At 74.9% G+C, this 14,078-nt stretch carries 13 protein-coding genes; 4 read left to right on the top strand and 9 right to left on the bottom strand.

What is annotated here, in order from left to right:
- Positions 1–30: 30 nt before the first annotated feature.
- The 5 genes from recJ to C7Y72_RS20020 form a co-directional block, all read right to left on the bottom strand.
- A complete protein-coding gene (gene recJ / locus C7Y72_RS20040) occupies positions 31–2,457 on the bottom strand; it encodes a single-stranded-DNA-specific exonuclease RecJ (RefSeq protein ID WP_107570972.1) in 2,427 nt (808 codons plus the stop codon).
- Between the two features lie 66 nt (positions 2,458–2,523).
- On the bottom strand, positions 2,524–4,179 hold the full coding sequence (locus C7Y72_RS20035; protein WP_146175475.1) for an alpha-amylase family protein: 1,656 nt from the start codon (positions 4,177–4,179) through the stop codon (positions 2,524–2,526).
- A gap of 24 nt (positions 4,180–4,203) precedes the next feature.
- On the bottom strand, positions 4,204–4,491 hold the full coding sequence (locus tag C7Y72_RS20030) for a hypothetical protein (protein WP_107570970.1): 288 nt from the start codon (positions 4,489–4,491) through the stop codon (positions 4,204–4,206).
- 10 nt (positions 4,492–4,501) lie between these two features.
- On the bottom strand, positions 4,502–7,405 hold the full coding sequence (gene secD, locus C7Y72_RS20025) for a protein translocase subunit SecD (protein ID WP_107570969.1): 2,904 nt from the start codon (positions 7,403–7,405) through the stop codon (positions 4,502–4,504).
- Between the two features lie 13 nt (positions 7,406–7,418).
- On the bottom strand, positions 7,419–7,868 hold the full coding sequence (locus tag C7Y72_RS20020) for a PAS domain-containing protein (protein ID WP_107570968.1): 450 nt from the start codon (positions 7,866–7,868) through the stop codon (positions 7,419–7,421).
- Between the two features lie 107 nt (positions 7,869–7,975).
- Here C7Y72_RS20020 and C7Y72_RS20015 point away from each other — a divergent pair, with 107 nt between their 5' ends.
- Complete coding sequence (locus C7Y72_RS20015; RefSeq protein WP_107570967.1) at positions 7,976–8,908, top strand: hypothetical protein; 933 nt, start codon at positions 7,976–7,978, stop codon at positions 8,906–8,908.
- Positions 8,909–9,025: 117 nt separating this feature from the next.
- On the opposite strand, the gene ruvB is transcribed toward C7Y72_RS20015, so the two are convergent.
- From ruvB to ruvC, 3 genes are read right to left on the bottom strand one after another with little or no spacing between them, the layout of a single operon-like run.
- Positions 9,026–10,060 carry a Holliday junction branch migration DNA helicase RuvB gene (ruvB, locus tag C7Y72_RS20010; protein WP_233243936.1) on the bottom strand — a complete coding sequence of 345 codons (1,035 nt, stop codon included), beginning with the start codon at positions 10,058–10,060 and terminating at the stop codon, positions 9,026–9,028.
- A complete protein-coding gene (ruvA, locus tag C7Y72_RS20005; protein WP_107570966.1) occupies positions 10,057–10,653 on the bottom strand; it encodes a Holliday junction branch migration protein RuvA in 597 nt (198 codons plus the stop codon). Before ruvA ends, ruvB begins: the two co-directional genes overlap by 4 nt.
- Positions 10,650–11,180, bottom strand: coding sequence for a crossover junction endodeoxyribonuclease RuvC (gene ruvC, locus C7Y72_RS20000; protein ID WP_233243935.1), 531 nt, complete (start codon positions 11,178–11,180; stop codon positions 10,650–10,652). Before ruvC ends, ruvA begins: the two co-directional genes overlap by 4 nt.
- A gap of 196 nt (positions 11,181–11,376) precedes the next feature.
- Here ruvC and C7Y72_RS19995 point away from each other — a divergent pair, with 196 nt between their 5' ends.
- Complete coding sequence (locus tag C7Y72_RS19995; protein WP_107570965.1) at positions 11,377–11,859, top strand: hypothetical protein; 483 nt, start codon at positions 11,377–11,379, stop codon at positions 11,857–11,859.
- Positions 11,838–12,272, top strand: a complete 435-nt coding sequence (locus C7Y72_RS19990; RefSeq protein ID WP_107570964.1) for a hypothetical protein — start codon at positions 11,838–11,840, stop codon at positions 12,270–12,272. The genes C7Y72_RS19995 and C7Y72_RS19990 overlap by 22 nt, the downstream gene beginning before the upstream one ends.
- Here C7Y72_RS19990 and C7Y72_RS22930 read toward each other — a convergent pair.
- Positions 12,269–12,892 carry a TetR/AcrR family transcriptional regulator gene (locus tag C7Y72_RS22930; RefSeq protein ID WP_158276962.1) on the bottom strand — a complete coding sequence of 208 codons (624 nt, stop codon included), beginning with the start codon at positions 12,890–12,892 and terminating at the stop codon, positions 12,269–12,271. The genes C7Y72_RS19990 and C7Y72_RS22930 overlap by 4 nt on opposite strands.
- Before the next feature lie 36 nt (positions 12,893–12,928).
- On the opposite strand from C7Y72_RS22930, the gene C7Y72_RS19980 reads away from it, so the two are divergent.
- Entirely contained in the window at positions 12,929–14,053 is a 1,125-nt protein-coding gene (locus tag C7Y72_RS19980) for an adenylate/guanylate cyclase domain-containing protein (RefSeq protein ID WP_107570963.1), read from the top strand.
- Positions 14,054–14,078: the final 25 nt, after the last annotated feature.

Here is a 14,078-nt window from a genome sequence, read left to right as displayed (position 1 = left end):
CGGTCGGGGCCCGGAAGGCCGCCGGGCCGGTCAGGCGGCGACCGGCTCGCGCGGCGGGGAGAGCGGCGGCGTCGCTCGGTCGGCGACGGCCGCCCGGCGCTCCTCGCAGGCGCGGAAGCAGGCCGACACCGACAGGTCCACGCGGCCGCTGGGCAGGAGCTCCGCCGTGAGCGCGACCCGGTCGACCCGCGCCAGGCCCGCCTCCTCGAGCACGAGCAGCAGGCGCGCCGCGAGCACCGCGTGACGCGGGCGCTCGCCGTCCCCGCGCAGGGCGTCCCGCAGGCCCGTCCCGGCCCGCAGCGCCCGGTAGACGTCGGCGAGCGGCTCGCGCAGGGTGTGGAGGTGCTCGTGGACGCGGCCGGCGAAGCCCTCCTCGGTGGGCCCCCACGCGTGGTGGACGAGCTGGTCGGCGCTCCCGGCGTGCAGCGCCTCGAGCATCGCCGGATGCGCCGGCGGATCGAGCAGCACGAGGTGCCGGTGCGCCGCGCGCAGCGCCGGGTCGGCGAGCGCCGCCTCGTGCGAGGCGAGCGTGAAGCCGCCGATGCGCCCACGCAGATGGCGGTGGCGGCTGGCCGTGTCGGCGGTCAGGACGAGCACCGGCTCGCCGCTGGCGACGAGGGCCGCGACCGTGCCGAGCAGGCCCTGGCCGCGCCGGTCCAGGACCGTGCGGCGCGCCGCGGGCGGGGCGAGCGTCGCGTACGCCGACGGCGCGCCCCCCGTGAGCGCGGCGCGCAGCGCCGGCTCCCAGTCGTCGGCGTCGTCGACGCAGGTGATCGCGGCGCACGCCGGAGCGGTGGCGTGGCGCAGCTGCAGCTGCGGCTCGACCGCGCCGTTCCAGCGGTTGACCGTCAGCGAGAAGGTCGCGTCCACGGCGACGTCGGCGCCGTCGGGCAGCTCGCTGCGACCGAACGCGACCGCGCGGGCCGACACGCCCCCGGCGTGGACCGCGAAGCGCAGGTGCCGCCCCTCGCCCATCGGTCGCACGTCGAGCATGCGACACGCGGGCAGCAGCAGCGACGGCTCCGGGTTGCCCTCCCCGAACGGCGCCAGCCGCTGCAGCTCCTCGGCGAGTTCGAGGCCGAGCTCGATCCCCGCGACGACCGCGTCGACGCGGGCCACCGGCACGAGATCCTCCGGGCGCAGGACGGCGGCGGCGTGCGCCTCGAACGCGGCGCGCAGCGCCGGGAGGGCGTCCGCGGCGACCGTGCAGCCCGCCGCCGCGCGGTGCCCGCCGTAGCGCAGCAGGTGCCCGGCGCACGCGTCGAGGCCCGCGAGCAGGTCGAACGCCGGGATCGAGCGGCCGCTGCCCGTGCCCTCCCCGTCGCGGACGGCGACGAGCAGCACGGGCCGGCGGTGGCGCTCGGCGATCCGCGAGGCGACGATCCCGATCACCCCCGAGTGCCAGTCCTCCCCCCACAGCACGTAGGCGGGACGCTCCCCCAGCTCGGCGATCTGGCGCTCGGCGTCGAAGCGAATCCGCTCCTCGGTGTGGCGGCGGTCCGCGTTGTGGCGGTCGAGCTCCTCGGCGATCCGCTCGGCGCGGTCCTCGTCGGGCGTCAGCAGCAGCTCCAGCGCGGCGTCCGGCCGGGCGACGCGCCCGGCGGCGTTCAGCCGCGGCGCGAGACGGAAGCCGATGTCGGTCGCGTCCATCGTGGACGGGTCCACCCGCGAGACGCGCATCAGCGCGCGCAGGCCCGGCTTGCGGGTGGTGGCGAGCGCGCCGAGCCCCTCGCGGACGAGCCGGCGGTTCTCGCCGTGCAGCGGCACGCAGTCCGCGACCGTCGCGAGCGCGACGAGGTCGAGGTCCGCGTCGGCGCGCGCCGGGTCGCCGCCCGCGGCGCGGTGCACGGCGACGGCGAGCTTGTGGGCGACCGCGGCCGCGCAGAGGTCCCGGAACGGGTAGCCGCAGACCCCCGGGTGGACGATCAGCGCGTCGGGCAGCACGCCGTCGGCCCGGGGCGTGTGGTGGTCGGTGACGATCACGTCGATCCCGGCCGCCCGAGCGGCGGCGACCTCGTCGACCGCGGTGATCGCGCAGTCGACCGTGATCAGCAGCTGCGTCCCGCGGGCGCGCAGGCGGTCGATCGTGGCGTGCGTGAGGCCGTAGCCGTCGGCCTGCCGGTCGGGCAGGAGGTGATCGACCGTGGCCTGCCAGGTGTGCAGGGCGCGCAGCAGGATCGCCGTCGAGGTCACGCCGTCGACGTCGTAGTCCCCGTGGATCGTGATCCGCGAGCCGGCCCGCACGTGCAGCAGGATCAGCGCGACCGCGTCGTCGATCCCCGCGAACGCGGACGGATCGTGGCGCTCCTCGGCGCGCAGCCAGGCCTGTGCGACCTCCGGGTCGTGCAGGCCGCGTCGCACGAGGATCTGCGCGACCGCGTCGCTGACCCCGAGCTGCTCGCGCAGCGTCCGCACGGCGTCGGTCGGGCAGGCGGGGATGTCCAGGCGCGCGTCCATCGACGCCGCCCACGGTAGGCCGCGGCGAGGACGGAACCGGCGGCCGTTCCCGCAATCTGCGGGGATTCAGCGCAGGGGACTCGGGCGGTGCAGGACGGGGAACGCGGGGCTCACGGAGACCGTCCCGTCCGCGGCCGTCACGCGCATCCGCACGAGCGAGCCGCGCGCGATCCCGGCCGCCGGGAGCGTACGGGTGACGACGCCGCTGCGGGTCCGCACCGTCCCCGGCAGCCGCCGCCAGGTGCCGCGCGGCGCGCGCGCCTCGAGGACCACCGTGCGCAGGCCCGTGCCGGTGCGCAGCCGGCCCCAGACCGCGAGGCGACGCCCCGTCCGGTCGGCGGGGCGCACGAACAGGCCGGCGGCGAACGCGGCCGCGGCGGGCTTGTCGGTGCCGTCGGCGAACAGCAGCCCGGACTCCCACTGGCCGAACGCGCGCCGGTCGCTCTGGCCCTGCACGGAGGCGGCCGGCGGGAGGTCGCGCAGCAGGAACTGCGCGAACGCCCGGACGCGCGGCTGGCGCCAGGCGAGGTACTCCGCCCACGGCAGGAACCGGGCCTGGTCGTCCAGACCGAAGGTCGTGGTGCGCGCGGGCGGGTTGGTCTCGTACCCGTACTCGGTGATCCACACGTCACGCAGGCCGCGCGAGAGGCGCCCGGCGCGGACGAGCCGGTCGAGCGTGTCGATCAGCTTCGGCAGCGCGCCCAGCGGCGTGTCGTCGGGCTGGGAGGCCGAGGGGCGCGCGTCCGGCGGCGTGCTCAGCGAGTACGGGTGGATCGTGAAGCCGTCCCCGGGCACGGGGCGGAAGTCACGGCAGGCCGCCGTGCGCAGCGGGCGGAGCTTCCCGTCGACGCAGGCGAGCTCGCGCACGAACCGCAGCGGCGCGATCCCGCGGCCGTTCGTGCCCTTCGACGCCAGACCTCCGATGAGCACGGTGGCGTCGGGCTGCACCGCGCGGATCGCCGCGTCGGCAGCCCGCACCATGCGCCGGTAGAGCGCCGGGCTGCCGTCGGCACTGCGGGCGGTCTGGGGCAGCAGGAACGCCGGGTGGTTGGGCTCGTTCCAGAGGCTGAACCGCGCCACGCGCGGCAGCGGGCCCGCCGACGGGGCGCTCGCCGCGGGGGGCGGCGCGGTCCCGAACAGCTGGTCCAGCAACGAGCCGTCGGCGGTCGGCGGGACCGGCTCCACCGCGGGGGGCGGCGTGAACGTGCCGTCGTAGCGGCGCGCGAGCGCCGTCGCGAAGCGCCCGTAGGCCTGGGCGTCGACGCCGCGCCGGGCGCGCGGCGTCGGCTCGCCGTCCTCGCGGCCCGCCGCCCACTGCGGCGCCCAGAAGGCGAGATCCAGCAGAACGCGGAGCCCGCGCTCGTCCGCGAGGCGGATCGCGGTGTCCAGGCCGGTGAAGCGGGCCTGCTCGTAGGCCGCGGGGTCGGTCTGGTCGAAGTCCGCGGGGATCGCGTCGGTGTCGGCGTCACGCGTCAGGACCGACCAGCCCGCGGTGATGCGGACGGTGTCGACCCCGAGGTCGCGCAGGCGGTCCAGCGAGGCCGCGACCTGCTCGGGCGCGCGGTGCAGCAGCTGCGCGTCGTCCTGGACGATCGTCGCGAGCGGGCCGCGCGCGGCGAACGCGGGCGCCGTGCCCGCGCCGAGCGCGCCGGCGACCACGCCGAGCATCGCCAGGCCGGCGGCGCTGCGACGGTGCCGGGCGATCGTCCGTGACCGCGCCACTGTCCCCCCTGCGGTCCGCCGGCGCTAGGGCGCCAGCGGCTCCGGCTCGGGCTCGACGTCCTCGGTCCGCAGACCGAGCGCGTACGTGATCGCTAGGCCGATGAACGCGCCCGGGATGGCCTCGACCGCGGTCAGCAGGTCGGTGTCGTTGCGGCCCGGCACCGAGAAGCCGTGCAGCAGGACGCCGAACACCGCAGCCCCGGCGACCGAGCCGATCAGCGCGCCGATGATCCCGCCGGCGAAGCGGTCCGGCACGAAGACCGTGAAGTGCCAGAGCGCCAGGCCCATCGTGACCCAGGTGAGCATGCCCATGACGTGTCTCCTATCGGGGGCGCCCGTGGCGCTTGTTGCGGGTGCGGCCGGACTTGTCGCGCTGGGGCTTGTCCTTCAGCACGAGGTCCTCGGGCGAGGCGTCGGCGGTCGGGTCGGCCGTCGCGACCGGCGGCGACTCGACGTGCAGGTCGCGGACCATCTGGTCGAACTCCTGCTTGCTGACGCCCTGGGCGGGATCGTCGGACAGCCGGGCCGGGGCGCGCTTGCGTGCCTTCTCGACCGGTGCCTCGATCGCGGCCGCGCCGTCGGCGTACGGGGGCACGACACCGCCGTTGGCCGCGGCGATCCGCGCACGGCGACGGCGGTACACGGGCTCCCGCTCCTTCCACGCGGTCAGCACCGGCGAGGCGATGAAGACCGACGAGTAGGTGCCGGAGAACGTGCCGACGATCAGCGCGAACGCGAAGTCCTGCAGCGTCTCGCCACCGAAGAAGTACAGCGCGAGGATCGGCAGCAGGGCGCAGAAGCTGGTCGCCAGGGAGCGGACGATGACCTCGCTCATCGAGCGGTTGACGATCTGGGAGAACGCGGCCCGCGGCATCCGTGGCACGTTCTCGCGGACGCGGTCGAACACGATGATCGTGTCGTACAGCGAGAAGCCGAGGATCGTGAGCAGCGCCGCGACCGTCGACGTCGTCACCTCCCGGCCGACGAGGGCGTAGACGCCCGCCGTGATGAGGATGTCGTGGCTGACCGCGATGAGGATCGGCAGCGTGTACTTCCACTCGAACCGCAGCGCGATGTACGCGGTGATGACCAGCAGCGACGCGATGATCGCGATCACCGCGCTCTCGGCGACCGCGTTGCCGAACGTCGGGCCGATCGACTCCGTGTTCGGCGCGCCGCGGATCTGGAACTCGTCGTCCAGCGGGGTCGTGATCTTCTGCGAGACCTCGTCGGGCGCGAGCTGCTCGGTGCGGATCTGGAACGCGTTGTCGCCGAGCTCCTCGTCGGTGACGCGCTGGATCTTCGCGTCGCCCAGGCCCTCGCGGTCGAGGACGTCGCGGATGCCGGCCTCGTCGGTCTTCTGCACCAGCGCGGCGGTCACGCGCGTGCCGGAGTCGAAGTCGATGCCGAACTGCAGGCCCTTGCCGCCGAGCGCGAGCGCGCCGATGACGAGGATGACGCCGGAGGCGGCGAAGAACTTCGGGGCGTTGCCCGCGTAGTCGAAGCGCCAGCGGTTCTTGTGCTTGGACGGGTCCTTCTGCCCGAGGGCAGACGGGGACTGCAGCAGCGAGGACCGGCTCGCGACGCCGAGGATCGCCTGCGTGAGCAGGACCGCGGTGAGCATCGAGACGATGACGCCGACGCCGAGCACGAGCGCGAAGCCCTTGACACCCGCGGTGGCGAGGATGAAGAGGATGAACGCGACGAGGAAGGTGACGACGTTCGCGTCGATGATCGCGCTGAGCCCCTTCTTGTAGCCCGCCGCGATGCCGGCGGCCATGGATCTGCCGGCGCGGATCTCCTCCTTGACCCGCTCGAAGATGACGATGTTCGCGTCCGCGCAGACGCCGATCGTCAGGATCAGGCCCGCGATGCCCGGCAGCGTCAGCGTGACCGGGATGAGCTTGATCAGCGCGTAGAAGTAGATCGCGTAGACGGTCAGGGCGGTCACGGCGATGACGCCGAGCACGCGGTAGAAGACGAGCAGGAACAGGGCGACGATGACGAAGCCGGCGATGCCGGCCACGAGGCCCTCGTCGAGCGCCTGCTGGCCCAGCGACGCCGACACCTGCGACTGCGAGATCAGGTCGAGCTTGATCGGCAGCGCACCGGTCTTCAGGAGGTTCGCGAGCGTCTGCGCGCTCTTGATCGTGAAGCCGCCGGAGATCTCCGAGCCCGTCCGGGCGTCGATGCCGTCCGGGTTGCGCTGGAAGTCGATGTACGGCGTGGAGATCAGCTGGCCGTCGAGCACGATCGCGAAGTGCTGCGCGGCGCTCAGCGGGTCGGAGCCCGGCAGGAACTGGTTCTGGCCGCGCTCGGCGATCTCGCGCGTGACGTTCTGCCAGATGCGACGGCCGGCGTCGCTGAACTCGAAGGTGACGTTCGGCTGCCCGGTGCCGCCGGGACCGTTGTCGAACTGCTGCTCCGGGTTCTTGATGTCCTTGCCCTGGAGCGCGTAGTTGTCGTTGAGGACGTAGTAGCAGTCGCGCTCGGTGTCGTTGTCGTCGCTGCCCGGCGGCTGCTCGCCGCGGACGATGATCGTGCCCTCCTTGATCTCCCGGACCTGCTCGTCGGCCGCCAGGCGACCCTCCGGGCGGGCGTTCGCGGCGCCCGAGCCGGCGCGGTCCGCGGCCAGGCTCTTGAGGACGGCCTCACGGGTCTCCTGCGGGCCCTCGAGGACCTTGCGGGTCTTGTTGTCCGTGACGTAGAACTGGTTGCCGGCCGAGGTCTTCTGGTTCGGCATCGCCGCGCGACGCGAGGCGCGGGCCAGCGCGTCGAACTTCGGCAGGCAGCCCGCGGAGCCGGCGGACGCGCCACCGGTGATGTCCGCATTGCTCGGGTCGGGCTTGAGGTCCTGCCCGAGGACGTTCGTCTCCCAGTCGTAGAAGTACAGCTGGGCGACGGTGCCGACCTGGTCGATCGCCTCGTCGGCGTTGTCGACGTCGGGCAGCGAGACGATGATCTGGTCCGCGCCCTGGCGCTGGATCTCCGGCTCCGCGACGCCGAGCTGGTCGACGCGCTCGCGCATGACCTCGATCGAGCGATCGACGGCCTCCCCGGTGACGGTCGGGACCTCCTTGGTCGGGCTCGCCTGGTAGACGAGCTCGACGCCGCCCTTCAGGTCGAGGCCGAGCTTCGTCTGCTTCGTCGCGACGACCGCGATCGAGGCGGCCAGCAGGCCGCCGACGAGCAGGAGGATGAAGAGATTGCGACGGCGTTCGGACACGAGCGCGGGGACCTTACTTCTCGGGGGTGAGGACGAGCAGCAGGCCGCCGTCGTCGTCGTACGCGGGGAACAGATCGGCGGTCGCCCTGGCGGGCAGGTCGCCCTCGGCGTTCACGCTGACCGGCTTGTCCAGCTGGCGGACGCCCCACTCCAGCACGGTGGCGACCGCGTCGGGCTGGTCGCCCCACTCCAGGCCGAGCACCTCGCTCACGGGGCGTCCGATCACGCGCTCGTCGTCGAGCCCGGTCAGCTCGAAGCTCCCGCGACCGCAGGCGATGACGTTCCCCTGCTGGTCGCACGCGAAGAACGCGGCGTCCGGGGCCGGGTAGTAGTCGTCCAGCAGCTCGAACAGGAACCCGAAGCCGCACTTGGCGCAGCCTTTGGGGGTCGAGCGGAAGCCGGCGGTGCGATCGGTCGCCGTCGAGCGGGCGCCGCAGTTGGGGCAGATGAAGAGGTGGGCCATCGTGGAACTCCGACAGGGTACGCGAGCCTGGGTCACCGCTGCGTCACGCTCCTCGCAGGCCGGCTTCAGGAACGGTAGGGACCTGCCGACGAAGAAGCATGAGGTCCATGGTTCCCCACCCCGACGACCAGCCCGTCAGCCTGCGCGACGCCGAGACGGCGCGCCACATCGCCCGCGCCGCCGCGCGGGGCGGTCAGGCCGAGCGACGGCCCACCCTCGACCAGCTGCTCGCCGCGTTCGGCGCGGATCCGGCGGACCCCGCGGCCCTGCGCCGCGTCGAGGCCGCGCTGGGTCTCGCGGGCGTGGAGCTCCCCGACGGTGGGCTCGCCACCGCCGCGCCGGGCGCCCGCGTCGAGCTGCGCGTCCGGGCCGTGGACCCCGGGTCGCGCGGGACCACCGTGCGCCGCGCGGTCGTCGGCGTCGGCGCGCTGGCCGCGCTCGTCGCCGGGGTCGCCGGCGCCTCTACGGTCGTCGGCGGGGCCGACGGCGGCGGCACGCGCGTCGCCGACGCCCTCCCCGCCGCGACCACGACCGACGCCGCCCGCGGCGCCGCCGCCACGACCGGCGCGCGCGGCACCACCGGGGCCCGCGGCAGCGCCGCCACCGGTGCCCGCAAGGCCACCGCCACCACGACGGGCCCGACCGGTCCGAGCGCCGCGGAGCGCCGCGAGGCCGCCCGCAAGGCGGCCGCCGAGAAGCGCCGCGCGGCCGAGAAGCGCCGCGCCGCCGACCGGCGCGCCGCCCGCCGCAAGCGCGAGGCCCGCCGCCGCGCCGCGGCACGCAAGCTCGTCACCGTGCGGCTCACCCCGGCGGCTGCCACGTACCTCTGCGTCGACGACGGCGCCGGGCGGCAGCTGTTCGCCGGCACGCTCAGCGGGCCGCGGACCTTCAAGGGCCGCCGCGTGCGCCTGAACGTCGGTCTCGCCTCGACCGCCGTCACGGTCAACGGCAAGCCGTACCGGCTCAGCGGCTCGCCCGCGGGCGTCGACATCAGCCGGGCGGGCGTCGTGCCGCTGCCGCTGGGCAACCGGCCCTGCTGAGCGCGGCGGGGTCGACCGAGCCAGGCCGTACTGGGTGATCCGGGACCCGTATCCGGCACGCGGATCACCCAGAATCCGCCCAGGGGGCTCACCGGGGCTGCGTTGCGGCCGGGCCGCTCAGAACAGCGAGGAGGCGTCGGCCGGCCCGGCCGGCGGCGGCTCGAGGCCGAGGTGCGCGAACGCGCGCGGCGTCGCGACACGGCCGCGCGGGGTCCGCTTGAGGAAGCCGCACTGCAGCAGGTAAGGCTCGTACACGTCCTCGAGCGTGTCCTGCTCCTCCCCCACGGTGATCGCGAGCGTGGACAGGCCGACCGGCCCGCCGTCGAACCGCTCGCAGACCGCGCGCAGGATCTCCCGGTCGAGGCGGTCGAGCCCCAGGTGGTCGATCTGCAGCAGGTCCAGCGCCGCGTCGGCGACGTCCCCGGTCACGACCCCGTCGGCGCGGACCTCCGCGAAGTCGCGGACGCGGCGCAGCAGCCGGTTGGCGACGCGCGGGGTGCCGCGCGAGCGGCGGGCGACCGCGGCGGCCCCGTCGTGGGCGAGCTCGACGCCGAGGATCGTCGCGCTGCGCCGGACGATGTCGGCGAGCTCGTCGAGGTCGTAGGGCTCCAGCCGGTGCTGGATGCCGAAGCGGTCGCGCAGCGGCGAGGTCAGCAGGCCCGCGCGCGTCGTGGCGCCGACGAGCGTGAACGGCGGCAGCGGCAGCGTCATGACCTTCGCGCCCGCCCCCTGGCCGACGGTGATCGGCAGCTGCCGGTCCTCCATCGCCGGGTAGAACGTCTCCTCCAGCGCGCGCGGCAGCCGGTGGATCTCGTCGACGAAGAAGATCGAGCGCGGCTCCAGCGCGGTGAGGAACGCCGCGACGTCGCCCTTGCGCTCGAGCGCCGGGGCCGCGGTCATGACCAGCGGCACGTCGAGCTCGGCCGCGAGGATGTGGGCCAGCGACGTCTTCCCCAGGCCGGGAGGGCCGGCGAGCAGGACGTGGTCGAGCGCCTCGCCGCGAGCGATCGCCGCCTCGAGGCTCACCGCGAGCTGGGCCTTCAGCCCCGGCTGGCCGACGAAGTCGTCCAGCGTGCGCGGCCGCAGCGACGTCTCCTCCACGTCCTCGTCCGGGAGCCAGCCGGGCGTCTGGATGCGGATCTCGTCGCTCACCGGCGGGCCCCGCGCAGCGCCTGCGCGATCAGCTCCTCGGGCGTGTCGCCCGTGAGTCCGCGCAGCAGCTCCTCGGCCTCCGGCAGCGACCAGCCGAGCTCGACGAGCCCGTCGCGGGCCAGCAGCCGCGGGTCGTCGGCGCGGTGCACCGCGAGGTCGTCCCCCGGCACGGCGGTGTCCCAGTCGCCCAGGCCGACCTTGTCGCGCAGCTCCCCGACGATCCGCTCGGCGATCCGCTTGCCGATCCCGGGCACCGCCTGGAAGCGCGCCGCGTCCCCGGCGATGATCGCGCCGACGAGCTGCCGGGCGCTGCCGCCGCCGAGCACCGCCTGCGCGACCTTCGGGCCGACGCCCTGCACGCCGATCAGCTGCAGGAAGAGGTCCCGCTCCTCCTCGGCGTGGAAGCCGTAGAGGACCAGCGCGTCGTCGCGGACGATCAGGTGGGTGTGCAACGACACCGGCTGGCCGACCGCGGGGACGTGCTTGAGCGTCTCCGCGGAGACGCCGAGCCGGTAGCCGACCCCCGAGGCGGTCTCGATCACGACGTGGTCCGGACGCCGCACCGCGACGTCCCCGGCGACGAGCGCGATCACCGGACCGCGGGCTGGGTCGGACGGGCGTGGCGCCGGGCGGCGACCGCCGCGGTCAGCGGCGCGTGGTTGGCGTGGCAGATCGCGACGGCGAGCGCGTCCGCGGCGTGGTCGGGACGCGGCAGCTCCGGCAGCGACAGCAGCGCCTGGACCATGCGCTGGACCTGGTCCTTCTCGGCGCGGCCGCTGCCGCAGACCGCGCCCTTGACCTGCTGGGGCGTGTAGTCGGTGGTCGTGAGGCCCTGCGCACCCGCGGCGAGCAGCACGACGCCGCGTGCCTGCCCGACCGCGAAGGCCGAGCGCGCGTTCTGGCCGAAGTACAGGGCCTCGAGCGCGACCGCGTCGGGCTGGTGCTCGACGAGCAGCTCGAGCACGCGGGCGTGGAGCTTCACGAGGCGCCGCTCCATCGGCATGTCGGACGCCGTCGTGATGACGCCGCCGTCGAGCGCCGCGAGCCGGCCGCTGCGGCGCTGCACCACGCCGTAGCCGGTGTTCGCGAGACCGGGATCGATGCCGAGGACCTTCACCACCGCAGGGATTCTGCGCGTCGGGCCGGATGCCTCCCCCGCGGCCGTCCCCGCGGCGCGGTCCCGCCGACCCGGGACCGGTCCGGGGCGAGGCCGTCGGAGCCGGCGCGCCGCGGCCCTCATCGAACTCTCACGGTCCCGCGCCGCCCGGCGGGTAGGCACGGGGTGACCGTCCACCCCACACCGAGGAGCACCTTCGATGCCGTCCACCCGCCGTTCCCTGCGTTCCACCGCGCTCGCCGTCGCCGCCGGTGCGCTCGTCGCCCTCACCGGCGCTCCTGCCGCCCAGGCGGCCGCCCCGCTGGAGATCGACATGGCCACCTCCTCGGAGGTGCAGGACTTCTACGGCTGTGACGCCAAGGTCGGCGACACCTACTCGATGGGGTGCTTCAACGACAACGGCGACGTGTTCTACACCGCCGACTGGGAGCGCGACAGCATGCGCGCCGCCGTCCACTGGCGTCTCTCGGACGGCTCGCGTCGCGGGCTGTGCATCACCACCAAGGGCCCCGCCTGGGTCCCCACGGTCGGCTGGGTCGGCACGCGCCTGGCGTGTGACAAGGACCTCCCCGAGGGCAAGCGCGTCGAGATCCGCTCCGGCCGCTGCGACGGCACCATCCACTCGTGCAAGAAGCTCAGCCACTACCAGGACTGGACCGCGTGGGACGCGGCCACGGTCTGAGCGAGGACGAGCTCGTGCGCTGCACCACCGCACTGCTGACCACCCTCGCGGTCGGCCTCGTCCCGGTCTCCGTCGCCTCCGCCGAGGAGGTCCAGATCGGCCAGAAGGTGAAGGGCCCCGGGAAGACCTGCGCCGGCAACGTCGCCGAGAACGACAACGTGAAGGTCTGCTTCCGGCGCGACGGCGAGTACCTGTACGTGCAGGACAAGGCGGCCGACGGCCGTTCCGCCTACGGGCAGCTCGCCGATCGGGACCGGCACTGCCGCAACCCGTACGGCAAGGGCACCTGGGTCCGGTGCGACTACTCCTACCGCGAGGGCAGCACCGTCGCGTTCCGCGGCTACACCCGCGACAACGAGGGCTCGATCAACATCATGCGCAACGAGACGCGCTACACGAGCGAGCTGGCCTAGGCGTTCGCGCGCTCGCCGAGCCGCTGCAGGCCCACCCACGCGAACTCGATCACCCGGTCCACGAGCTCCTGCCGGGGCACGTCCGGGTGGTCGTGCCACCAGCTCGCCAGGCCCTGCACCGCGCCGGCGAGGAGCTGGGCGTGCTGGGTGATCTGGTCCTCGCTGACCCGGCCGCCCGGCGGGCGCTGCGGATCGGTGGACATCAGCACGGCGATCACCCCGGTGACCTGCTGCTGGACGGCGGCCGTCACGTCGGCCACGTCCGGGTCGGCCGCGTCACGGAAGAACACCCGGTAGGCGACGCGCCGCTCCTCGACCCAGCCGAGGAACGCGTCGACCCCGCCGCGCAGCCGCGCCTCGCCGGTCGCGCCGCTGCGCGCGTTGGCGTGCAGTCGCGCGAACAGCTCCTCGACGTGGAACTGCAGCAGCGACGCGTGCAGGTCCCGCTTGGACGCGAAGTGCTCGTAGATCAGGGCCTTGGAGATCCCCGCCGCCTGCGCCACCTCCTCCAGCGACGTGCCGTGGTAGCCGCCGCTGGCGAACGCCTCCTGGGCGGCGTCGAGGATCGCGCGGCGCCGCTCGGAGGCGGACAGGCGACGGCGGGGCTCACGGTCGGGCACGGGCACAGGGTACGACGCCCGGTAGCGTCCGGCGCGATGAGCGCTCCCTGGCACGGCTTCCTGGACGGTCTGGAGGGCCGCGCGCGGGAGGAGCGGGTCGAGCTGCTGGAGTGGCTCGCCGACCGCGGGTTCACCGACGCGGAGCTGCATCGCGCGCACGCCGAGGGCCTGCTCGCCTTCCTGCCCGCGGAACGCGTGGTGATGGGCGGCCCGCCGACGCTGACCGCGGCGCAGCTCGCCGACCGGGCCGGCGTGCCGCTCGAGCTGCTGCAGGCGGTCCGCGCCTCGCAGGGCCTGGCGATCGCCGACCCCGATCGGGTCGACTTCGCCGAGGCCGAGACGCGCGCGGTCGAGCTCACCGCCCGGTTCGCGGAGCTCGGCGTGAGCGAGGCGCAGATGGTCGCGATCGGCCGCGTGCTCGGGCGCGGCCTCGCGCAGGCGGCGCAGGTGATGCGCCGCACCGTCCTGGAGCTGACGCTCGAGCCCGGGCTGCGCGAGCGCGAGCTCGCCGAGCGCTTCGAGGCGACCGTCGAGGTCGTCCTGCCCCACGTCGGGCCGCTGCTGGAGTCGATGGTGCGCATGCACCTGCGTGACATGGTGCGCGGGGAGACGCTCGACCTCCGGGCCCGGGAGGAGGGCGCGATCCCCGGGGCACGGGAGGTCGCCGTCGCCTTCGCCGACCTCGTCGGCTTCACGCGGCTCGGGCAGGAGGTGCCACCGCAGGAGGTCGGGCGCGTCGCGGAGCGGCTCGAGGTGCTCGGCGCGGCCGTCGCGACCGGGCCGGTCCGGCTCGTCAAGACGATCGGCGACGCCGTGATGCTCGTGAGCGACGAGCCCGCCGCGCTCGTCGTCGCCGGGCTCGCGCTCGTCGACCTCGTCGCCGCGGAGGGCGAGGAGTTCCCGCAGGTGCGCGTCGGGATCGCGCAGGGCTCCGCGACCTCGGTCGGCGGCGACTGGTTCGGCGCCCCGGTGAACCTCGCCAGCCGGATGACGTCGCTGGCCCGGACCGGGAGCGTGCTCGCGACCCAGGAGGCCCACGACGCGGCGGCCGACGACCCCCGCCTGGCGTGGTCGTTCGCGGGCGAGCGGCGCGTCAAGGGCGTCCGCGGCGGCGTCAAGACGTTCCGGGCCCGCCGGGCGCCGGACCCGGAGCGCGCCTGAGCGACCGCCGGGCGGGCCGGGGCGC

The sequence above is a fragment of the Paraconexibacter algicola genome (genome assembly GCF_003044185.1).
Taxonomy (GTDB): domain Bacteria; phylum Actinomycetota; class Thermoleophilia; order Solirubrobacterales; family Solirubrobacteraceae; genus Paraconexibacter; species Paraconexibacter algicola.
The sequence above is the reverse complement of the archived record's forward strand: the minus strand, read 5'-3'. Positions and strand labels throughout refer to the sequence as shown.